We start from the raw sequence: 21415 nt of genomic DNA on the forward strand, positions 1-21415 counted from the left end.
TTCCTACTCTCAACGCTCATACTATGTAAAGAAACTGAATTGTAGGAAGGTGGACGACTATGTTAACTCCACAACAAGTAGGTCAATTTAAATCCATTTTAGAAAAACAAAAACAAGAACTGGAACAAACGATACAAACTCATGAAAATACAGATCGTGCTTCTGAACGCGATTCAGTAGGAGAACTGTCTAGCTATGACAACCATCCAGGTGATATGGCTACAGAGCTATATGAACGGGAAAAAGACTTCGGGCTTATTGAACTTTGGCATAAACAGCTTGAGGAGACGAAACATGCCCTACAAAAAATAGAAGCGGGTACGTACGGCATTTGTGAAGTGTCTGGCGAAGAAATTCCATTTGAAAGATTGGAAGCAATGCCGACTGCTACAACATGCATACAGCACGCGACAAATAAGTTAAATATGAATACACGGCCAGTTGAAGAAGAAGTGTTGTCTCCTTCTTTCCACAAGCATGATGAGGACCATTCTGTTGAGTACGATGCGGAAGATGCGTGGCAAGATGTCGCAAATTACGGAACATCTGAAACGCCGTCTGATTTAGAAAGACAAGATTCAAAAAACTATAATGGCATGTATGTAAATAGTGAAGAAAACGTAGGCTACGTGGAGGATTTTGAAAACTTTATCGGTACGGATATGTACGGGAAAAACCCACAAGTTTTCGCTACAGAAGAGCATGAAGAATATGAACAAATGCTTGATGATTTTGAAGAACGTACCTTCAAAGGTGAATTATCTTCAAATGAATCTAGTTCCAAAGAATAAAAAAAAGCATTCCGAAAATCGGAATGCTTTTTATCGCTAGCTAATTAGTTTTTTGTAACGTTAGCTGCTTGTGGTCCGCGGTTTCCTTCAACGATTTCGAAAGAAACTTCTTGACCTTCTTCTAAAGTTTTGAAGCCGTCGCCTTGGATAGCTGAGAAATGTACGAATACGTCTTCTCCGCCTTCAACTTCGATGAAGCCAAAACCTTTTTCGCCGTTAAACCATTTAACTTTACCTGTTTGCATGTCATGTACCTCCTAAATAAAAATGAAACTATGAATCCACATGAAAAGGTGGATATAAAGGACATGAATGTATAACAAGCTTACAGCCTTTAATACAACGTGCTTTATTTCCGTACCACATTATGTAGCTCAATAGTGCTTTCACTATATCATGCTATATCGAAAACGTCAAATGAGAACACTTTCATTCCATCATTTTTTATAATCCTAGTATAACCTTAAATTTTCATTCTATTTTTATTCAAAAATTAACAAAAATACAGTACTCTAATTCTTTTAACTTCTGTACAATATAATTACTACATATTTATGAGGTGAAAAAATGCAAGCACATGAAATCGAGTATAAGTTATATGGCGATGATATGCAGTTTGTTGAAATTGAATTAGATCCAAAAGAAAGCGTTATCGCAGAAGCTGGCGCAATGATGATGATGGAAGATTACATTGAAATGGAAACAATCTTTGGTGACGGTTCTGGCCCATCTAACGGTTTATTCGGCAAATTAATGGGCGCTGGTAAACGTCTCGTTACAGGCGAAAGTATGTTTATGACTGTATTTACAAATACAGGTCACGGCAAACGCCACGTCTCATTTGCTGCTCCTTATCCTGGTAAAATTATTCCTGTAGATTTAACAGAATATCAAGGAAAAGTAGTTTGTCAAAAAGATGCCTTTCTTTGTGCCGCAAAAGGTGTTTCTATCGGAATTGAATTTACGAAAAAAATAGGAACTGGTTTCTTCGGTGGTGAAGGGTTTATCATGCAGAAACTTGAAGGTGACGGCCTTGCTTTCATGCACGCAGGTGGAACTGTATATAAACGTGAATTAAAACCTGGTGAGAAACTTCGCATTGATACAGGTTGTCTCGTTGCCATGACAAAAGATATTAACTATGATATCGAGTTCGTTGGAAAAGTAAAAACAGCTCTATTTGGCGGTGAGGGTTTATTCTTCGCAACATTAGAAGGTCCTGGAACAGTTTGGATTCAGTCCTTAACACTTAGCCGATTAGCAGCACGCCTTACAAGCCCAGCAGCGCAAAGTACTGGTGAAGGTAGTGTATTAGGTGGCCTTGGTCGTTTATTGGATGGGAAAGAGTAAAAAGGGCCCTTATGCAGGCTTGTCCATCGACTAATATAATACTAAAATTAAACACCCTTGCTTGCAGTAATGCAGTGAAAGGGTGTTTTAATTTACGTCTACAAACGAGAAAAAGCAGATGAAATAAAGTAATAAGGTTTACTTCAGTAAAATAAGGTATATTATATTTGTTGAATAGATTCTCTTTCAAGACAAGAAAAGTAGGTGAACAAAGTGGGAAAATATCAATTGGATTCCAAAAGTCAGGTAGCTGTGGCAAAGTTTCATGAAAAACAGAAGCCTGCCAAATTTGATAAAAAGCAGCAACTTGAACAATTACGTGCGGAGTATTTGAAAAAAAAGCAAAAACAAACAGATAAATAATATGTTTCGTTTCCCGAAATTTTCGGTATATAGTGCGAACAAACACAAGTAAATAGGTAATCATCGTTCAAATATATACAGGCTATTTTTTCAAACCTCTTACAAGCCCAGCATTATAAAGTACTGGTGAAAGTAGTATATTAGGTGGCCTTGTTCACCTTTTAGATGGAAAAGAGTAAAAAATGCCTCCAATGCAAAAAAACATCGGAGGCATTTCTCTAAAGTTTATGACTATGGCACTTTATTTTTAATGCGGAGGGCTATACATACCATTTCGAATCATATAATACTCCATCGCTTCATTAAGCCATGTCTCTTCTTCTTCCGTGTAAGGAGATGGCATCATATTATTATATTGTTCTTCTACATTCTCTAATTTACCTAAAGAATACATTGTCTCTTCACCAACATACTTAAGAGTCGCCTTCATATGTTCATCAACCAATTTTTGCACTTCTGAATCCTCAATTTGTCTTCCAAATAACCTTTTCACTTCTTTTGCTAAACGCACAAACTCTTTATCAAGTGCTATGCCCTCTTCTTCCGACTTATTATATAATCCATCAGCCAAGTCTTTTGATACATATCCTTCAAGCCATAAACGTTGTTCGTTTTCTTTTTGAATGCTGTTAATTAGACTCATTAATATGTCACTATCCAACTCTTCATCTTCCTCAAGACATACCATTGTTCGTTCAAGCGCCTTTATCGAAACTTCAATGTGTCTTCTCTTTTCTTCAAAGGCTTTTCTTTGTTGTTCCAACGTTTCTTTTAAATTTACATTCAAACTTGGCATTTTCAGCATAACGCGTATTTCTTCTAAACTATATCCTAATACTTTAAGACTCACTATTTTCTGTAGTTCTAATATATCTTTTCCTTTGTACACACGGTGACCAGAGCTAACATTCTTTCCAGGTTTAAGTAGTCCAATTTCATCGTAATATTGTAGTGTCCGTATTGATGTGCCTGTCCTCTTTGCAAACTCACCAATTGAACAGCCTTCCCTTTTGCTCATCTTACACTCCTCCTAACAATATGTTTACAAAAATCATACTCCCTCACGTAACTGTAGGTTCAAGTCTTTTTTCCAAAAGCATGAATCAAGTTCCTCACCGCATATATTAAACTATACCTTTTCTTAAGGAGGGCTTCCTTAATGCGTACTCCTTTATCCTTTGATAAAGACACTGCCATACTGTTAGCTTCTTGTTGTGAGTTAACGTATGAACAATATAAACAAAATGGTATTTTCGAAATACCAGATGGTTTTCAATATGTACAAGGGTTTCAAGGAAAAGCCATTCAAACAACAGAATGGTTCGGGTTTATATTAGAATCTGAGGATACAATTATCGTTGCCTTCAGGGGCACTCAAACAGACCCTGATTGGATTATTGACTCTCTCGTCAATCAAAAACCTTATCCTTATGCTTTAAATAGCGGAAATGTCCATAACGGCTTTCTCTCTATTTATGAGTCTTGTCGTGATTCTATTATGGATATGCTCGTATCATTGCCAGCACATAAAAAACTGCTAGCTACTGGGCATAGTCTAGGTGGTGCGCTTGCCACATTACACATATTAGATGCACGTATAAATACTGCCTTCGCACAGTATGGACTTTATACATTCGCTTCTCCAAAAGTAGGAGATATCGCTTTTCGAAATTATTATAAACTACAAGTAGCTAGTAGCTTTCGTTTCGTCAACTTGTTCGATGTCGTTCCACTTCTCCCTCCCCGAAACATAAATTTTAATGATCATGATTGGGAGTATGCACACGTCCATCACAATATGACATTTACAAAAAATACAAAATCCATTACAAATAATCATTCCATTACAACATACAAAACATGTCTGACTTCTCATTTTTAACCAGTAAACAATTGGAAATAAAATATTCGTATACTATAATACTCTATGAAGTTATTTTTGGATGAGGGGACCTTACATGTTAAAATTTATCTTCACACTTTTTCTTATTGTAATTTTTACGGTCACAGGTTTCTTTACATTTTCATACTTTGCGACAGGAGAGTATGATGGGGCAGGTATCATATATACCACTGTTCCATGTCTTTCTTAAGCAAAATAAATAAAACGAGCTTAATTTTATTAAGCCCGTTTTATTTATTAATATCCATTTTTGTTGGTAAATCGATAATATATCTCCCAATATAGCAACTTCTTTAAAACTGTTTAACTGCATTACCAATACCCCAAATTTCATTGCTGTACTGCAAAATCGTTCGATCACTCGCAAAATGACCAGACTGTGCAATATTTAAAATCGACATTTCTAGCCACTTTGTTCGGTTCTCATAAGCTCTACCGACAGCTTCTTGTTTTTCAGCATATGGGCCAAAATCTCGCAGAACGAAATATTCATCATTTTGAATAACGAGAGAATCATAAATCGCTTCAAATTCTGCTCCCGATTGTGCAAAGAAACCATTTGTTAATTGATCAACTACTTTCTTAATGTGCCTATTGTGGTGATAATAATCACTTGCACGATATCCACCATTTTGATAGTAATGAAGAACCTCTTCCGCTGTTAAGCCGAAAATGAAACAGTTATCATCACCGACCCGGTCTTTTATTTCAATGTTAGCTCCGTCTAGCGTTCCGAGTGTAATCGCACCGTTCATCATAAATTTCATATTACCTGTTCCCGATGCTTCTTTACTCGCCGTTGAAATTTGTTCACTTACATCCGCTGCCGGGAATATATCTTCCGCTAAAGAAACTCGATAGTTTTCTAGAAAGATAACTTTCATATATTGACTGACATACGGGTCATTATTTACTTTTCTTGCGAGTTCATTTATTAATTTAATAATTTTTTTCGCGTAATAATATCCAGGTGATGCTTTCGCTCCAAAAATAAAAGTACGCGGATAAAATGTAAAACTAGCATCCTCTTTCAAACGGTTATACAAATATAAAATATGAAGAACATTTAATAATTGTCGTTTGTAAGCATGTAATCTTTTCACTTGCACATCAAAAATAGAATTTGGATCAATCGTAATCCCCATTGTATTATGAATGCGCTCCGCTAAAATCTCTTTACGTTCTTGTTTTACTTCTGCAAATTTCTCTTGGAAACTCGCATCATATTGAACTGTTTGCAACGATTGAAGCTTAATCGGTTCTTTCTTCCACTCTGTTCCAATCGCCTCTGAAATGAGATTTGTTAACTGTGGATTTGCTTTCATAAGCCAGCGCCTATGAGCAATTCCATTCGTCTTATTATTAAACTTATCTGGATAAAATTCATAAAACAATCGCATTTCCCGCTGCTTTAATATTTCCGTATGAATTTTTGCTACACCGTTTACGCTATGGCTACCGACAATTGCTAAATGAGCCATTTTCACAAGATCATGCGCAATAATTGCCATGTCTTCGATGCGATGCCATTCATAAGGATAACGTTCCCAAAGTTCATGACAGAAACGTTCATTAATCTCTTCAATAATCATATAAATTCTCGGTAATAATGGTTTAAAAATGTGAATTGGCCACTTTTCGAGCGCTTCTGATAACGTCGTATGATTCGTATAAGAAATCGTCTGCGTCGTTATGTGCCAAGCTTCTTCCCATGTTAACTTTTCTTCGTCTAGTAAAATACGCATCAGTTCTGGAATTGCTAAAACCGGATGTGTATCGTTAATATGAATCGCAATTTTTTCATGTAGTTGACGAAGGTCACCATATCTTTCTCTATGCATTCGAACAATATTTTGTAAACTTGCTGATACGAGGAAATACTGTTGTTTTAAACGAAGTATTTTCCCCTCATCATGCGTATCATCTGGATATAAAAACTCCGATACAGCCTCTGTTTCGCGCTTATATTTCAAAATATCTTTGCAGTTTTGCGGGAAAGGAACTGGTTCAGCATTCCAAAGTCTAAGTGTGTTTACAGTACTCGCCTCATAGCCTACTACCGGCACATCATATGGCACTGCCATAATGACTTCTGCATTTGTATGCCTAAACTCTAAACGCCCGTCAATTTCTAGCGGTTCAACACTGCCGAAATAACTTACTTCCACAGCTTGATCATGCCTTCTTACTTCCCATACATTTTCATGAAGAAGCCACTGTTCTGGAAATTCAACTTGATAACCATCAACAATTTTCTGATCAAACAAACCATGTTTATAACGAATTCCACAGCCGTGTCCTGGCAAGTTTAAAGATGCAAGTGAATCGAGAAAACAGGCTGCTAAGCGTCCAAGCCCACCATTACCAAGGCCTGCATCTGCTTCCACTTCTTCTAACTCTTGCAACGAAATCCCTAGTTCAGATAACCCCTGCTCGCATACATCTCTAATACCTAAATTCAAGATGTTACTTCCAAGCAAACGTCCAAGCAAAAACTCAATAGACAAGTAATACATTTGCTTTTGCTCTCCGGATCGATAACTCTCATTCGTTGCAATCCATTGACTATTCATATACTCACGTACCATATGGCCGAGCGTATTATATTGATCACGAGTTGTAGAATCTTTGAAACTTTTCCCATACATCGTCTCTAACTTTTCTAGAAAAGTTGATTTAAAACTTTCAACATGAGTAAACATTTTTTCACCACCTACATGTTATTCCATGAGACTTTTATACAATTCCTTATAAGCAAGAGCCGATTGCTCCCAGCTATAATCTTCAGTCATCGCTTGTTTTACAAGCTGCTCCCACACTGGTTTATCATGATAAAATTCAATTGCACGGTGAACCGTATGCAGCATGTCATGTGCATTAAAGTTCGTGAAACTGAAACCATTTCCTTCGCCTGTTTCTTCATCATAAGAATGTACTGTATCGTTTAATCCACCTGTTTCTCTTACAATTGGAATCGTACCGTACGCTAATGCGATAAGTTGTCCAAGTCCACACGGTTCAAACAGCGATGGCATTAAAAACAAATCGCTTCCCGCATACACTTGGTGCGCTAATTCTTCATTAAATCCGATATAAACTTTTACCTTCTCCGGATACTCATATGCCATCCACTCAAAGAATTGCTCATATTCCGAATCACCTGAACCTAAAATAATACATTGTACATCTTCTTCCATTATTTCGCGGAATACAGTGCGTACTAAATCAAGACCTTTTTGCTTCGTTAATCTCGTTACCATTGAAATAATTGGTGTATCCTCTTTTTCTGGCAAACCAAAATAACGCTGCAAAGCGCGTTTATTTTCACTCTTTTCATATAATGACTCTGCATCATACTGAGCCTTAATATACGAATCCTTTTCTGGATTATATACGCTCGTATCAATACCATTTACAATGCCGCTAAGCTTATCATTATATTTTCGCAGTAATCCATCTAGCTTCTCACCGAAAAATTCATATTGAATTTCTTCTTTATACGTCGGGCTCACCGCTGTAATTTGATCCGAAGCGATAATACCGCCTTTCATAAAGTTTATGTTTCCATAAAACTCTAGCTGCTCACTATGAAAATATTCATCACCAAGCTCTAACAAGTCGTACATCACTTCAGGAGGAAATACACCTTGGAACTGCAAGTTATGAATCGTATATACCGTTTTAATACGCTCATATAACGGGTTATCTTGATACTTTTCACGAAGTAAGAAATTAACCATAGCCGTATGCCAATCGTGGCTATGAAGAACATCCACTTCAAAATCAAGGTGCGGAATACACTCTAACACTGCTTTTGAGAAATAAGAAAAACGCTCCCCGTCATCATAATGACCATACAGAGAATCTCTCTTAAAATAATATTCATTATCTATTAAGTAATACGTAATTCCGTCTTGCTCACCTTTTAAAATTCCACAATATTGATTTCTCCACCCGAGCGGGACGTTAATTACTTTATGTAACGTACATCCATCTCTTAACTTTTGTGGAATGAGGCTATAATTCGGAAGTATAATACGAACGTCCACTCCTAATTTTTTCAGCTCTTTTGGGAGCGCACCCGCTACATCAGCTAATCCTCCCGATTTCACAAACGGTACACATTCTGATACTGCAAATAAAATATTCACTTGTTGTCCCACTGCGCGAAAAGTTTTTATTACTCCTCTTGCAGCTTCCTCCCTTCGAGTTTTCATTTAAATTAAAACTTTAATCAGTGGAGGAAAAAGCCCCCACTGATTCTTTAGGAATAACTATTAATCGTACTGTTTTGTACGCTTCCTTTTTCTACAACATACGGCTCATCGATATTTCCTTTTAATACGACACCGTCGCCAATTTTCACGTCTTTATCAATAATAACACCGTCTATTATACAGTTATCTCCAATTTGGCTCTTTTGCATAATAATACTGTTACGAATAATTGATCCTTTTCCAATTTTAACTGAACGGGAAATAACACTGTTTTCTACCTCCCCCTCAATAATACTGCCATTTGCAATCATTGTATTTTTCACAACTGCACCCTTTAGATAACGAGTTGGTGGCTCATCTTTTACTTTCGTAAAAATCGGTGCTTCTTTCTTAAATAATTGCTTCCAAATAGCAGGTTGCAAAATTTCTAAGCTATGTTTATAGTAACTTTCGATCGAGTCAATAATTGCTACATATCCAGTATGTTCATATGTAGCAATATGTAATGATTTCCCGCGTTTTTCTCTCACTACATCAAATAAACTGTATTGCTCCACATCTTTATATGACTCAAATAAATCTAATAATAATTGTTTCTTTAACACGTATGTTTGAAGCGAAACCCCTTCATGGCAAACTTCTGTAATATCAGCTGCCGTATGTATATGTCGCTCTAACACCGCTTGAAAATTTAATGCTGTTACGAGATGGCTATTCGTAATAACAACGTACTCTTCTCTGCTTCTTAGAAAATAATCAATATGTCTTCTAAAGTGTGCAAAAGACCCAAATTCATCTTGGTCACATTGGCAGTTTGGCGGGAATAAAAATAGTCCGTCTCGTTTTCTATCTAAATCCCACTGTTTTCCTGAACCAACATGGTCCATTAACGAACGATTTTTATGGCTTGTAAAAACTGCCACACTATGAATACTAGAATTCACCATATTTGAAAGCATGAAATCAATGAGTCGATAACGGCCCCCAAACGGTAACGCCGCTAGTGAACGATGCCCTGTTACTTTCTTTAAGGAAGGAAAACTTCCCGTTGCATTAATAATCCCTAACATTTTTTCTCCCATTCATTTCATCCCCCTTTTCTATTTCCCTTCAGCAATTAATACTACATCGTCAACATTCTTTTCTGGACGAATGATTGTTCCATCTTCGATAACCATTTCTGATCCAACAATCGCTCTTTCAATCACAACATTTTTACCAATCTTGGCCCCTGGCATAACGACAGAATCAATTACCATACTACCTTCTTCCACCGTCACTCCTTGGAATAACACAGAATGCTTCACGTCCCCTTCAATGACGCACCCTTCGTTAATAAGCGATTCTTCTACTTTCGCCTTTTCAGCAATATATTGAGGCGGTTCGTTTGGATTGACAGAGTAAATACGCCAATTACGATCGTTTAAATTCAGTGATGTTTCATCGCGAAGCAAATCCATATTCGCTTCCCATAAGCTCTTCACCGTTCCAACATCTTTCCAATATCCTTCAAACGGGTACGCCATTAGCTTCTTCCCTTCATCTAATAAAAGCGGAAGGACGTCTTTTCCAAAATCGTTACTAGATTCAGGATTTCTTGCATCCATCTCTAAATACTCTTTCAAAATTGACCAATTAAAAATATAGATTCCCATCGATGCAAGATTACTTCTTGGAAATTGTGGTTTCTCTTCAAACTCAACAATCTCCATCTCTTCATTTGTATTCATAATGCCAAAGCGACTCGCTTCATCCCAAGGTACTTCAATAACAGAAATGGATACGTCCGATTCTTTCTCAATATGGTAATCTAGCATCTTACTGTAATCCATTTTATAAATATGGTCGCCTGATAAAATAAGAACATACTCCGGTTCATACTGACTTAAATAGTTTAAATTTTGATAAATGGCACTTGCCGTACCTGTATACCACTTAACCCCTGAAGACTCCGCATAAGGAGGTAATACTGTGACCCCACCGTTTACTCGGTCTAAATCCCACGCATTTCCGATTCCGATATAATTATGAAGTTCAAGTGGTTGATATTGCGTTAAAATCCCAACCGTTTCAATACCAGAATTCGCACAGTTACTTAGCGTAAAATCAATAATGCGATATTTACCACCAAATGGAACAGCTGGCTTGGCTAAATTTTTTGTTAATGCACTTAAACGACTACCTTTTCCCCCTGCTAGTAACATTGCTACGCACTTTTGTTTTTGAGCCATCTTGTTTTTTGCTCCCCTTTCTCGTCTTCACTGGTCGTAATATGGATACGCCAAATGGTGGAATTGTAATCTCTACATGCGCTGCTTGATTATGGTACGGTTCTAGAATCGTCTTAAGACGTTTCTTATTCACTTGCCCCGAACCGCCATATTGCTGTGCATCACTGTTTAAAATCTCGTTATAATACTCGAAATCTGGTACACCTACTTTATAGTTTTCATATGTAGCTTTCGTAAAATTACATACGACAACTAACGCATCTTCTTGTTTATCCCCTTGGCGGATAAAAGAGAAAATACTTTGCTCATTATTATTAGCATCAATCCACTGAAAACCTTCAGGTGAATGGTCAAGTTGCCAAAGTGGTTTTGAGCGCTTATACAATGCTATGAGCTCATTAAAGTAATCATGCATATAACGATGCATTTCAAAATCATGTAAATTCCAATCTAAATCTTCAAGGTCTTTCCACTCATCAAACTGTCCGAATTCTCCTCCCATGAAAAGTAACTTCTTTCCTGGGTGAGTAAAGAAATATCCATATAATAAACGAAGTTGAGCAAACTTATCCCAGTAATCACCTGGCATTTTATTTAATAACGACTTTTTCCCATGAACGACTTCATCATGAGAAAGCGGTAATATGAAGTTTTCAGAGTACGCATATAGTAAAGAAAACGTCATTTTCTCATGAATGTGTTTCCTATATTCAGGCGCACACTCCATATATTTCAGCACGTCATTCATCCAGCCCATGTTCCATTTGTAATTGAATCCAAGCCCACCTTCATACGTTGGAGTTGTTACAAGTGGCCAAGCTGTTGAATCTTCTGCCGTCATAAGAAAATCTTCATCCTCTGCAAACACTGCTTCATTTAACTCTCTTAAAAATGAAACAGCATGCTCATTACTTTGCTCTTGTCCTTCTTTATTCCAGTACAACATGTTCGCAACTGCATCAACTCTGAAACCATCAATATGGAAATATCTCATCCAAAATAACGCATTTGAAATTAAGAAATTACGTACCTCTCTCTTTCCTAAATCAAAATTGACAGTTCCCCATACTGGATTTTCTTGTACATCTTTATCTTTATATTCATAGGTCGGTGTACCATCAAACAAATATAAACCGTGAGCATCTTTACAAAAATGCCCCGGCACCCAATCTAAAATGACACCGATTCCATATTTATGACATTCGTCGACAAAATGCATTAAATCATGCGGCGTACCAAATCTACTCGTCGCTGCATAATATCCCGTTCCTTGGTATCCCCAAGAACGATCATATGGATGCTCAACAAGCGGCATAATTTCAATATGTGTAAATTGATGTTCCACCACATACGGGATGAGCTCTTCAACCATTTCCCTGTAAGAGTACAGCGTTCCATCTTCTTTCTTTTTCCAAGAACCAAAATGTAATTCATAAACTGTCATCGCTTCTTTATAAATCGATTTTTTCTTTTTCTTACGATTCCAGTTTTTATCATTCCATTCATATCCTTTTATATCAAAAACTACAGATGCCGTATTCGGTCTTACTTCTGCATATACAGCATACGGATCTGCCTTTAAAATGACGTCACCAGCCAACGTTTCAATCGCATATTTATATATTTCTCCTTCTTCAATATGCGGTATAAATAAGGACCAAATGCCTTCTTCTGTCACTTGTAGCATCTTATGTTGCTCATAATCCCACTCATTAAAATCCCCAACAACACTCATTGCTTTCGCATGAGGAGCCCACACTGTAAATCGTACCCCTTGAATCTCATCTTCCGTCACAACATGCGCGCCAAAGATGTTATAACTTTCATAGTACTTTTCTGTATGAAACTCATCTCGTTTCACTTCTTCACAATTTATTACATTCAATATGCTCACCTCACTTAGATGACAGAATTTTTTATACTTTAACTATTTCTGCGAAAAACTGCAATATCCTTGTTAATTTATAAAAAACATTCGTTTTTTTCTTAAAAATGTTAGTTTTTCTTCACATTTCCGTGTAAAATATCGAATTTTGACGAATATTCATTGTAAACGCTTCATTCTACTTCTATATTTCCTCCTATTATTTTTTTCTCAACCTTTATTTTATTAGGTTTATACTATTTTTCATGCTATTTTCCACTCAAAATCAAAACAAAATAATCTGTCATAAAAAATGTTTCTCAACATTTTTTGTCATATTTTTATTGAAACGCGAAATTCATAAGCATATACTTGTTCTCAATAAAGAACTACGATCTTTCGTAACTATAATTCATAGCGGACTACTATGTTTACTTATTTATCCTTGTTGCGAACGGTTGCTATACAAATTTAACTAGGAGGCTTTCTTATGTCATTAAAACAAAAAGTAGGAATGGGAATTATCACCGCTTCACTTGGCTTATCCCTTACATTCGGCGGTGTATTCGCCTATTTCAGTGATTCAGAAACATCAAGTAACTCATTTCAAGCTGGAACACTAGATCTTTCTATTAATCCAAGTGTAATCGTTAATGTGAAAGATTTAAAACCAGGTGATTTTATTGAAAGGAACTTCAAGCTTGAAAATAAAGGTACATTGGATATTGCAAAAGTAGCACTTGAAACATCATATGAAGTTACAGATGCAACGCAAAATAATGTCGGTGAAGATTTAGGTGATCACATTATCGTCAAGTTTCTAGTGAATGATGGACAGCCATCTAATCCAAACGATGATCATGAGATTTTGTGGGAAACAAAACTATCAGAATTAAAAACTATGAAACCTGAAGATGTCGCTACGTCTCTAGAACGTCATAACTTAATAGATGGTATTAAATCTGGTGAAACAGATTACTTACATGTCCTCTTCTCATTTGAAGATAACGACCAAGATCAAAATAGATTTCAAGGTGATTCCCTGCAGCTAAACTGGACATTCCATGCTGAGCAAACAGCAGGTGTGGAGAAATAATTTTTAAAAATATATATTACCGGAGGCCTATAAATGAAAAAGAAAAACCGTTTTGTTACTGGAATTGTAACGGCTGGCGTTCTGTTTTCAACTGCCATTCCGTTCAATGTACTTGCTGAAAGTCCTATTAACCAAATTGAATCTTCAAATGCTCATTCTATATTATCGAAGCTTTCTAAAGAACAACGCCTAGCATTACAAACGGTAGATGCCAACCCTGGTTTTACAATTTCACCAGATATTAATACGAGTAGTTCTGAGCCTGTAAATATCATCGTAGAATTTCAAACTGCTCCAGTAAAGATTAATGAATTAAAACAAAAAGAAAAAGGATTACAGTCTGCTCCTGAAAATACAAAAGCACGTATTGATCAAGAACATGAAGAATTCGAAAAAGGACTAAAACGTCTTTATCAATTCAGCCCATCAGTAAAATCAGGAAACTTCCAGTCTGTACAAATTAAACGTTCTTATAAGCATGCGATAAATGGTGTTGCGATGACATTACCAGCAAATACAGTTGAAGAGTTGTTACGAATTGGTGTTGTAAAACGCATTTGGAAAGATTACGAAGTGAAATTAAATTTACCAAAACAAGCTGAGCAAAAAGCACCTCAAAAACTAACAGATAGCATCCCGCAAATTGGAGTAGATAAGTTACATAGTGAGGGCATTACCGGAAAAGGAATTAAAGTTGGTGTATTAGATACAGGTATTGATTACAATCATCCTGACTTAAAAGACGTATATAAAGGCTATCGCGCAAAACCTGGTGAGGACTCTAGCAAAGTAGACCCAAACTCAGTAAAGGGTTGGGACTTTATTAATAACGATGCAGATCCAATGGAAACTACTTATTCAGAATGGCAAAAATCTGGTGCTCCTGAATTTGATAGCCGCGGTTCTTCCTTCTACACAGCCCACGGCACTCACGTAGCAGGTATCGTTTCTGCTCAAAAGAAGAACCAATCTGATTCAGCAGTAAAAGGTGTTGCACCTGACATTGAACTGTATAACTATCGTGTACTCGGTCCATACGGAAGTGGAGATAGTTCAGGTATTATCGCTGCAATTGATAAATCTATTTCTGACGGTATGAACGTTATTAACTTATCGTTAGGTGATGATAGCAACAATCCTCTTGATCCAACATCTATCGCTGTTAATAACGCGATGCTTTCAGGCGTTGTTACAGTCGTTGCTGCTGGTAACTCTGGACCGAATCCATCAACACTCGGATCACCAGGTGCTTCGCCATTTGCTATTACGGTTGGAGCCAGTGATAGCTCTATTTCCTTACCGAAACTATCAGGTCATGCTGGACAATTACCATTCCCTAACCTAATTTTGTTCGGCAAAAACTTCACTGATAAAATAGAAGATTTTAAGGGACAAACTTTACCTATTGAATCTGTAGGAATCGGTACGCCTGACGAGTTTAGTAAAAAAGATGTAAAAGGAAAAATCGCTCTCGTTGCACGTGGTACAACCTCATTTGATGAAAAAATTGCTAACGCAAAACAAGCAGGTGCAAAGGCCGTTATTATTTATAACAACGTGGATGGAGAAATTCCTTTCTACGTTGGTGAAAGCACAAAATACATTCCATCATTCCGCCTAACGAAAGAAGACGGTGAAAAACTAAAAGCTCAAATTGAACAAGGTAGCACATCCTTAACTTTCGATGAAATTAATTACATTCAAACAGAAGGCGATCATCTTGCAGACTTTAGCTCACGCGGTCCTGTTACAGCAAATGATGATATTAAGCCTGATATTACAGCGCCTGGTGTCGCTGTCCTTTCAACAGTTCCTGAATATATTAACGACCCGCAAGAGGGTGAAAACTACGCTGTTTCCTATGAGCGTATGCAAGGAACATCTATGGCTTCCCCTCATATTGCTGGCGTTGCTGCTCTAATTTTACAAGAACACCCAGACTACTCTCCGTTCGATGTAAAAGCGTCTCTTATGAACACAGCTGATGATTTAAAAGAAAAATATTCGGTGTATGAAGTTGGAGCTGGGCGAGTAGATGCTTACAACGCCGTTCATACAGAAACAAGCTTTAAAGTATTAGATACGACACAAACTGTTGTAAATGATGAAGTAATTGAAGTGCCCGAAGAAACTGGATCTATTGCATTCGGTAAGTTTTATCAAAAAGACGGTGAAGCTCTTGAACAAAAACGAAATATAAAAGTAACTAATCATAATAAACAAGAGAAAAAAGAATTTAAAACAGAAATTTCTTATACACCAGCTTCGTCTACTATTAACGATGCTGTCGCAAACGGTGTAAAAATCTCTGCTCCAGAAACAATTACTCTTGATGCTGGCAAAGCAGGTGAAATTGAAGCAAAAATTAATGTTCCAGCCGGTGTAAAACAAGGCCGATATGAAGGATATATTCATATTACGAACACGAAAAATAAAGAAGAAACATATCAAATCCCATTCTCTATTCGTGTATCAGAGCCTGGTATTGAAAATGCAATACTATCAAGAAAAGCAATTTCAACTGATACATCTAAATTTAATCCATACGGTGAATCGTATGTTCACGGGGCATTCCAATTAAACAGCGAACTTGAAACGTTAGATCTTATCGTAAAAGATTCCAAAACAGATAAAGCTCTGGGCTTCATTGGGACATTAAACACAAGTGGACTAAAAACTGATGTGTATTACTACTTAGACTCATTCTTTAATGGAAAAGTGTATCCTTTTACAAATGATCCTGCAAAACCAATTGGTGATGAGAAAATCAACTTACCAGAAGGAGACTACACAATTGAGTTTGTCGGTTATGATAAGGCTGGGAAAGCACGTGTAAAAGGTGATTATGTTGTAATTGATAATACCCCACCAGAAGTGAAACTAACTGGATTAAAACCTGGTATTTACGAGTTAAATGAAGAAAATTATACAGTAGAAGATGGCAAAAAAGCACTATGGATTAAAGGAAATGTATACGATTCAAACGTTGACTACTTAAAAGGAAAAGGATTAAACATTACGCAAGAAGCGAATGGCGTTATGTACTATGACTATTCTCCATACTTGCATAAGTTTTTACCGATTAATGCAAATGGCGACTTTAAAGTTGGCATTACACCTGACTCCTTCAGAACGGAAGGTCCAATGAACACAGGCGTATATATTTTCGATTATGCAACTGCAGGAGCTGACTATCCAAGCGGTGTAAATAACTACTGGTTTATCCCACAAGGTGCTCAATATGCGAAAGCTAGTTACGATAAAAAAGAATTATATAAAAATGACGAGTTCACAGTAACACTAAACGCAAAACACGTAAAACAATTTGTTGCTGGGCAATTTAATGTAAACTTCCTAGAGAAGAACTTCAAATTTGCAAATGCAAAATTTAATCCTGCTTTTGAAAAGCTACTTTCCGAAAAAGGAGTAACCGCAAAAGTAAATGAACCGAAACTAGAGGCAGGTTCGGTTACAGTTGGCGGCACTATCGATGACAAAAACTTTGCTGGATTAGATGGTGATTTCCCGTTCATTGATGTAACTTTCAAAGTAGAAAATGATGAATTTTATGAAGCAAACGCTCAATTAGAGTCACCAATTTTTGTTTACTGGAAACAAGGTGAATCAGAACCAAATAGAATGCGTGTACTTCAAGATCAAACATTCTCAGTTATGTCCTTAAATTCACTAGTAGAAGGAAATATTAAACCTGGTGCATTCTTAAATGAACGTGGATATTTAGATGAAAAGTTTGATTATGCAAAGCTTGGCGTAAAAGTATACGCAACTGATTCTTACCGTCATAAGTTTGAAGGTTCACTAGATAAATATGGGTACTTCAAACTAAATGGACTTCCAGTTAATAAACGCGACTATAACCTATATGTAGAAGTGCCAGGACATTTAACAAGCCGCCTAACAACGAAACTTGGTACTGAAAAAGACGGTAAGCTGCTTGGCCAATATTATTATGCAAGACCTGACGAAAACCTTGCCGGCGATGTAAATGCTGATAAAGTAATCGATATTAAAGATGCTGAAATTATCGCTAGCAACTATGGTAAAAAAGGACTAACTGTAAAAGACGGAGACCTTAATAAAGATGGGATTGTCGACGAAAAAGATATTCGCTTCGTTGAAAAGAACTTCTTGAAAAAAGGGCCAGATGCATCTAAATCACAAACACCTGTAGAAAAATCAAAAAACGGTACACTGACAGATATTTTAAAGAAATTGGGATTAACGCCTAAAAAATGATAAAGTGAAACTTTAATCAGTGGGGGGTGTTCATCCCCCCACTGATTATTAGTTGAACCAATCGGGCTTTTACGGGCAGTTGATCACCAAACTAACTTCTTTGCTTTCGCTGCATTTTGAGGTGGGGATCTTACTGCCCGTTAATGCGGGATAATAAAGAGCACTCTACGTAAAGTAGAGTGCTCTTTTCTATAAACGACCCTTATCCAGCAAAAGGGGTATATTGGGGATATACAAGGGAAACCGGAAAAGGAATTTATATTAAATTATATAAGTTCAGAGGTAAGAAGCAGTTTCCCACCTCTGAATTATTTAGCAATTATTATAGTACTGGTGCCATTGTTTCTTTTAATACTTTTACAGAATGAGCGAATTTCGCTTTTTCATCTTCATTTAGCTCAAGTTCTACGATTTCACGTACACCTTCGCGGTTAATTACAGCTGGAACACCTACGTAAGCATCTTTCTCTCCGTATTGACCTTCAAGGTATGCAGATACAGTTAATACGCTGTTCTCGTTGTTTAAGATTGCTTTAGTTACACGAAGTAGTGACATACCGATTCCGTAGTAAGTTGCACCTTTACGCTCGATAATATGGTAAGCTGCATCACGTACGTTTTCGAAGATTTTATCTAAGTCTTCTTGATTGTACTGTTCGTTGTTAGCTAAGATTGTTTCTAGTTTTTGTACACCGATAGTAGCGTGGCTCCATACTGGAAGTTCAGTGTCACCGTGTTCACCAACGATGTAAGCATGAACGTTACGTGGATCTACATCTAAGTAGTCACCTAACATGTAACGGAAACGAGCAGAGTCTAAAGTAGTACCAGAACCGATTACGCGCTCTTTTGGTAAACCAGATTCTTTCCAAGTTACGTAAGTTAAAATGTCAACTGGGTTAGTTGCGATTAAGAAGATTCCATCGAATCCACTATCCATAATACCGCGAACGATTTGTTTAAAGATCTTTGTATTTTTCTCAACTAAGTCTAAACGAGTTTCACCTGGCTTTTGTGGTAATCCAGCAGTGATAACTACTAAATCTGCATCTTTACAATCTGCATAGCTACCGCTCCAAACTTTTGTTGGTGATGGAGAGAATGGTACCGCATGGCTTAAGTCCATTGCTTCCCCTTCTGCTTTTGCTTCATTAACATCTACTAATACGAACTCTTCAGCTACACCTTGGTTGATCATTGAGTAAGCGTAACTACAACCTACAGCTCCTGTTCCTACTAATACTACACGATTGATACCTTTTTTCATGGTAATTTCCCCTCTCTATTGTTCACATCTATTTTTTATGATTGTTTAAGTAATTAATTAAAATACTAATTTAATGTTGTTTAACTTCTTTACATTCATATTGTAGCACGTATTATTGTGAATTACTTCACAAATTATGACCTATTTGTGAACTTTTTCACATAGAGTGTAAAGTTATTAGAATAGGTGTGGAATCAATTTCAATGGAGGCGTTTTCTTTAGATTGTGAAAGGGATTTTCTTATGTTTTTGTCGGTAAGTGAAATTATATCGGCGATTTTTAGAATATATCGACCGTAACTCCAAATATATCAGCGATTATTGAAATTTATCGATCGTAACTCCAAATATATCAGCGATTATTGAAATTTATCGATCGTAACTCAAATTATATCAGCGATTTTTGCAATATATCGACTTACCGACAAAACTCGACAATAATGACAACCTAAAAAAGCTGTCTTCTATATATTATTTATTTTCCACAGTAGCTCCCGGATGTATTTTCATCGGTTTCTCCAAGTATAGGAGGCTACAGTCATACTTCCTTCATATCCATACAGGTCCAAATAAATAACATGATTGTATTTACGGCTCTCTATGTACCTAACTGCAACAGCGAATACTTCATATTTCTTCTATTGCATAAAAAAAGCAGACTATCCAAAGTCTACTTTTATACAACAAAAAAGAGATAGCAGATTATGCTATCTCTTTTAGTATGACCCGTACGGGATTCGAACCCGTGTTACCGCCGTGAAAGGGCGGTGTCTTAACCACTTGACCAACGGGCCAATTACTGGCAGAGAAGAAGGGATTCGAACCCTCGCACCGCGTTCGCGATCTACTCCCTTAGCAGGGGAGCCCCTTGAGCCACTTGGGTACTTCTCTATAAATATGGCTCCGCAGGTAGGACTCGAACCTACGACCGATCGGTTAACAGCCGATAGCTCTACCACTGAGCTACTGCGGAACAATTATGGTGGGCCTAAATGGACTCGAACCATCGACCTCACGCTTATCAGGCGTGCGCTCTAACCAGCTGAGCTATAGGCCCATAATTGAAAAGCGGGTGAAGAGAATCGAACTCTCGACCAGAGCTTGGAAGGCTCTTGTTTTACCACTAAACTACACCCGCATTAAATTGAAAATGGTGAGCCATGAAGGATTCGAACCTTCGACCCTCTGATTAAAAGTCAGATGCTCTACCAACTGAGCTAATGGCTCATTTTGAAAGTGGTGCCGGCTAGAGGACTTGAACCCCCAACCTACTGATTACAAGTCAGTTGCTCTACCAATTGAGCTAAGCCGGCTTGCGACTTCAAAATGGTGGCTCGGGACGGAATCGAACCGCCGACACGAGGATTTTCAGTCCTCTGCTCTACCGACTGAGCTACCGAGCCTTATTAAAATGGCGGTCCCGACCGGGGTCGAACCGGCGATCTCCTGCGTGACAGGCAGGCATGTTAACCACTACACCACGGGACCATTTGGTTGCGGGGACAGGATTTGAACCTGCGACCTTCGGGTTATGAGCCCGACGAGCTACCGTACTGCTCCACCCCGCGATGATATAATATGTAATTTAAGAAAAAATGGAGGAGGTAGAGGGATTCGAACCCCCGCGCGACTCTCGCCGCCTGTCGGTTTTCAAGACCGATCCCTTCAGCCGAACTTGGGTATACCTCCGAGATATAAACCTTTAGTGGTGGACCTTGTAGGACTCGAACCTACGACCGGACGGTTATGAGCCGTCTGCTCTAACCAGCTGAGCTAAAGGTCCTTTATGGTAGCGGCGGAGGGGATCGAACCCCCGACCTCACGGGTATGAACCGTACGCTCTAGCCAGCTGAGCTACACCGCCATAAATGATATTAAAATAAGTGGAGCCTAGCGGGATCGAACCGCTGACCTCCTGCGTGCAAGGCAGGCGCTCTCCCAGCTGAGCTAAGGCCCCATGTTTTTGGGAATATCGGGAAGACAGGATTTGAACCTGCGACCCCCTGGTCCCAAACCAGGTGCTCTACCAAGCTGAGCCACTTCCCGTTAATAAAAGCGCGCCCGAGAGGAGTCGAAC

General features: G+C 37.7%; 15 protein-coding genes and 15 tRNA genes. 7 read left to right on the forward strand and 23 right to left on the reverse strand.

Annotation, left to right across the window (positions count from 1 at the left end):
• Positions 1-59 precede the first annotated feature (59 nt).
• Positions 60-791, forward strand: a complete 732-nt coding sequence (locus ACS2FK_RS23735) for a yteA family sporulation protein (RefSeq protein ID WP_000957398.1) — start codon at positions 60-62, stop codon at positions 789-791.
• Positions 792-835: 44 nt separating this feature from the next.
• Here the strand turns inward: ACS2FK_RS23735 and cspD are convergent, their stop codons facing one another.
• Positions 836-1036, reverse strand: a complete 201-nt coding sequence (gene cspD, locus ACS2FK_RS23740; protein ID WP_001193052.1) for a cold-shock protein CspD — start codon at positions 1034-1036, stop codon at positions 836-838.
• A gap of 322 nt (positions 1037-1358) precedes the next feature.
• Here cspD and ACS2FK_RS23745 point away from each other — a divergent pair, with 322 nt between their 5' ends.
• Positions 1359-2141 (forward strand): TIGR00266 family protein, encoded by a 783-nt coding sequence (locus ACS2FK_RS23745; RefSeq protein ID WP_001147841.1) that lies wholly within the window; start codon positions 1359-1361, stop codon positions 2139-2141.
• A 213-nt stretch (positions 2142-2354) separates the two neighbouring features.
• Complete coding sequence (locus ACS2FK_RS23750; RefSeq protein WP_000521642.1) at positions 2355-2504, forward strand: hypothetical protein; 150 nt, start codon at positions 2355-2357, stop codon at positions 2502-2504.
• A gap of 247 nt (positions 2505-2751) precedes the next feature.
• Here the strand turns inward: ACS2FK_RS23750 and ACS2FK_RS23755 are convergent, their stop codons facing one another.
• Complete coding sequence (locus tag ACS2FK_RS23755; protein WP_063548913.1) at positions 2752-3522, reverse strand: MerR family transcriptional regulator; 771 nt, start codon at positions 3520-3522, stop codon at positions 2752-2754.
• Between the two features lie 141 nt (positions 3523-3663).
• On the opposite strand from ACS2FK_RS23755, the gene ACS2FK_RS23760 reads away from it, so the two are divergent.
• Positions 3664-4386: a lipase family protein gene (locus tag ACS2FK_RS23760; RefSeq protein ID WP_001260112.1), complete on the forward strand. Its 723-nt coding sequence runs from the start codon at positions 3664-3666 to the stop codon at positions 4384-4386.
• A gap of 76 nt (positions 4387-4462) precedes the next feature.
• Positions 4463-4597 (forward strand): hypothetical protein, encoded by a 135-nt coding sequence (locus ACS2FK_RS23765; protein ID WP_000911077.1) that lies wholly within the window; start codon positions 4463-4465, stop codon positions 4595-4597.
• A gap of 103 nt (positions 4598-4700) precedes the next feature.
• Here ACS2FK_RS23765 and glgP read toward each other — a convergent pair whose 3' ends face one another.
• From glgP to glgB, 5 genes are all read right to left on the reverse strand, one after another.
• Complete coding sequence (gene glgP, locus ACS2FK_RS23770; protein ID WP_063548915.1) at positions 4701-7109, reverse strand: glycogen phosphorylase; 2409 nt, start codon at positions 7107-7109, stop codon at positions 4701-4703.
• A gap of 18 nt (positions 7110-7127) precedes the next feature.
• Positions 7128-8558, reverse strand: a complete 1431-nt coding sequence (glgA, locus tag ACS2FK_RS23775; RefSeq protein ID WP_063549374.1) for a glycogen synthase GlgA — start codon at positions 8556-8558, stop codon at positions 7128-7130.
• 113 nt (positions 8559-8671) lie between these two features.
• Positions 8672-9706: a glucose-1-phosphate adenylyltransferase subunit GlgD gene (glgD, locus tag ACS2FK_RS23780; protein WP_000504162.1), complete on the reverse strand. Its 1035-nt coding sequence runs from the start codon at positions 9704-9706 to the stop codon at positions 8672-8674.
• A gap of 18 nt (positions 9707-9724) precedes the next feature.
• On the reverse strand, positions 9725-10855 hold the full coding sequence (gene glgC / locus ACS2FK_RS23785) for a glucose-1-phosphate adenylyltransferase (RefSeq protein ID WP_000057604.1): 1131 nt from the start codon (positions 10853-10855) through the stop codon (positions 9725-9727).
• A complete protein-coding gene (gene glgB, locus ACS2FK_RS23790) occupies positions 10803-12740 on the reverse strand; it encodes a 1,4-alpha-glucan branching protein GlgB (protein ID WP_063548917.1) in 1938 nt (645 codons plus the stop codon). The genes glgC and glgB overlap by 53 nt, the downstream gene beginning before the upstream one ends.
• 469 nt (positions 12741-13209) lie before the next feature.
• Between glgB and ACS2FK_RS23795 the strand changes: the two genes are divergently transcribed.
• Positions 13210-13815 carry a CalY family protein gene (locus ACS2FK_RS23795; protein ID WP_000053928.1) on the forward strand — a complete coding sequence of 202 codons (606 nt, stop codon included), beginning with the start codon at positions 13210-13212 and terminating at the stop codon, positions 13813-13815.
• A 33-nt stretch (positions 13816-13848) separates the two neighbouring features.
• Positions 13849-18072 (forward strand): S8 family serine peptidase, encoded by a 4224-nt coding sequence (locus tag ACS2FK_RS23800; RefSeq protein ID WP_063548919.1) that lies wholly within the window; start codon positions 13849-13851, stop codon positions 18070-18072.
• Between the two features lie 322 nt (positions 18073-18394).
• On the opposite strand, the gene ACS2FK_RS23805 is transcribed toward ACS2FK_RS23800, so the two are convergent.
• From ACS2FK_RS23805 to ACS2FK_RS23880, 16 genes are all read right to left on the reverse strand, one after another.
• On the reverse strand, positions 18395-19339 hold the full coding sequence (locus ACS2FK_RS23805) for an L-lactate dehydrogenase (RefSeq protein ID WP_000715346.1): 945 nt from the start codon (positions 19337-19339) through the stop codon (positions 18395-18397).
• A gap of 721 nt (positions 19340-20060) precedes the next feature.
• Positions 20061-20132: transfer RNA gene (locus ACS2FK_RS23810), tRNA-Glu, on the reverse strand.
• Positions 20133-20138: 6 nt separating this feature from the next.
• Positions 20139-20229 (reverse strand) — tRNA-Ser (locus ACS2FK_RS23815).
• 7 nt (positions 20230-20236) lie between these two features.
• Positions 20237-20311, reverse strand: a tRNA-Asn gene (locus ACS2FK_RS23820).
• A 7-nt stretch (positions 20312-20318) separates the two neighbouring features.
• Positions 20319-20395: transfer RNA gene (locus ACS2FK_RS23825), tRNA-Ile, on the reverse strand.
• 10 nt (positions 20396-20405) lie between these two features.
• A tRNA-Gly gene (locus tag ACS2FK_RS23830) sits at positions 20406-20476 on the reverse strand.
• A gap of 13 nt (positions 20477-20489) precedes the next feature.
• Positions 20490-20565 (reverse strand) — tRNA-Lys (locus tag ACS2FK_RS23835).
• A 10-nt stretch (positions 20566-20575) separates the two neighbouring features.
• Positions 20576-20651 (reverse strand) — tRNA-Thr (locus tag ACS2FK_RS23840).
• Between the two features lie 14 nt (positions 20652-20665).
• Positions 20666-20741 (reverse strand) — tRNA-Phe (locus ACS2FK_RS23845).
• A 9-nt stretch (positions 20742-20750) separates the two neighbouring features.
• Positions 20751-20826 (reverse strand) — tRNA-Asp (locus ACS2FK_RS23850).
• Positions 20827-20829: 3 nt separating this feature from the next.
• Positions 20830-20906, reverse strand: a tRNA-Met gene (locus ACS2FK_RS23855).
• A gap of 28 nt (positions 20907-20934) precedes the next feature.
• A tRNA-Ser gene (locus ACS2FK_RS23860) sits at positions 20935-21027 on the reverse strand.
• 17 nt (positions 21028-21044) lie between these two features.
• Positions 21045-21121: transfer RNA gene (locus ACS2FK_RS23865), tRNA-Ile, on the reverse strand.
• Between the two features lie 4 nt (positions 21122-21125).
• Positions 21126-21202, reverse strand: a tRNA-Met gene (locus ACS2FK_RS23870).
• 20 nt (positions 21203-21222) lie between these two features.
• A tRNA-Ala gene (locus tag ACS2FK_RS23875) sits at positions 21223-21295 on the reverse strand.
• Positions 21296-21310: 15 nt separating this feature from the next.
• Positions 21311-21384, reverse strand: a tRNA-Pro gene (locus ACS2FK_RS23880).
• Positions 21385-21415 lie beyond the last annotated feature (31 nt).

The organism is Bacillus cereus group sp. BceL220, from assembly GCF_051776965.1.
GTDB lineage: Bacteria > Bacillota > Bacilli > Bacillales > Bacillaceae_G > Bacillus_A > Bacillus_A cereus.

Excerpts from the sequence above, each read along its gene's own strand:
- glgD (WP_000504162.1), bottom strand. The coding sequence starts at position 9,706 with ATGGGAGAAAAAATGTTAGGGATTATTAATGCAACGGGAAGTTTTCCT.
- ACS2FK_RS23760 (WP_001260112.1), top strand. The coding sequence starts at position 3,664 with ATGCGTACTCCTTTATCCTTTGATAAAGACACTGCCATACTGTTAGCT.
- ACS2FK_RS23805 (WP_000715346.1), bottom strand. The coding sequence starts at position 19,339 with ATGAAAAAAGGTATCAATCGTGTAGTATTAGTAGGAACAGGAGCTGTA.
- ACS2FK_RS23755 (WP_063548913.1), bottom strand. The coding sequence starts at position 3,522 with ATGAGCAAAAGGGAAGGCTGTTCAATTGGTGAGTTTGCAAAGAGGACA.
- glgP (WP_063548915.1), bottom strand. The coding sequence starts at position 7,109 with ATGTTTACTCATGTTGAAAGTTTTAAATCAACTTTTCTAGAAAAGTTA.
- ACS2FK_RS23795 (WP_000053928.1), top strand. The coding sequence starts at position 13,210 with ATGTCATTAAAACAAAAAGTAGGAATGGGAATTATCACCGCTTCACTT.
- ACS2FK_RS23800 (WP_063548919.1), top strand. The coding sequence starts at position 13,849 with ATGAAAAAGAAAAACCGTTTTGTTACTGGAATTGTAACGGCTGGCGTT.
- ACS2FK_RS23735 (WP_000957398.1), top strand. The coding sequence starts at position 60 with ATGTTAACTCCACAACAAGTAGGTCAATTTAAATCCATTTTAGAAAAA.
- ACS2FK_RS23765 (WP_000911077.1), top strand. The coding sequence starts at position 4,463 with ATGTTAAAATTTATCTTCACACTTTTTCTTATTGTAATTTTTACGGTC.
- cspD (WP_001193052.1), bottom strand. The coding sequence starts at position 1,036 with ATGCAAACAGGTAAAGTTAAATGGTTTAACGGCGAAAAAGGTTTTGGC.
- ACS2FK_RS23745 (WP_001147841.1), top strand. The coding sequence starts at position 1,359 with ATGCAAGCACATGAAATCGAGTATAAGTTATATGGCGATGATATGCAG.
- glgC (WP_000057604.1), bottom strand. The coding sequence starts at position 10,855 with ATGGCTCAAAAACAAAAGTGCGTAGCAATGTTACTAGCAGGGGGAAAA.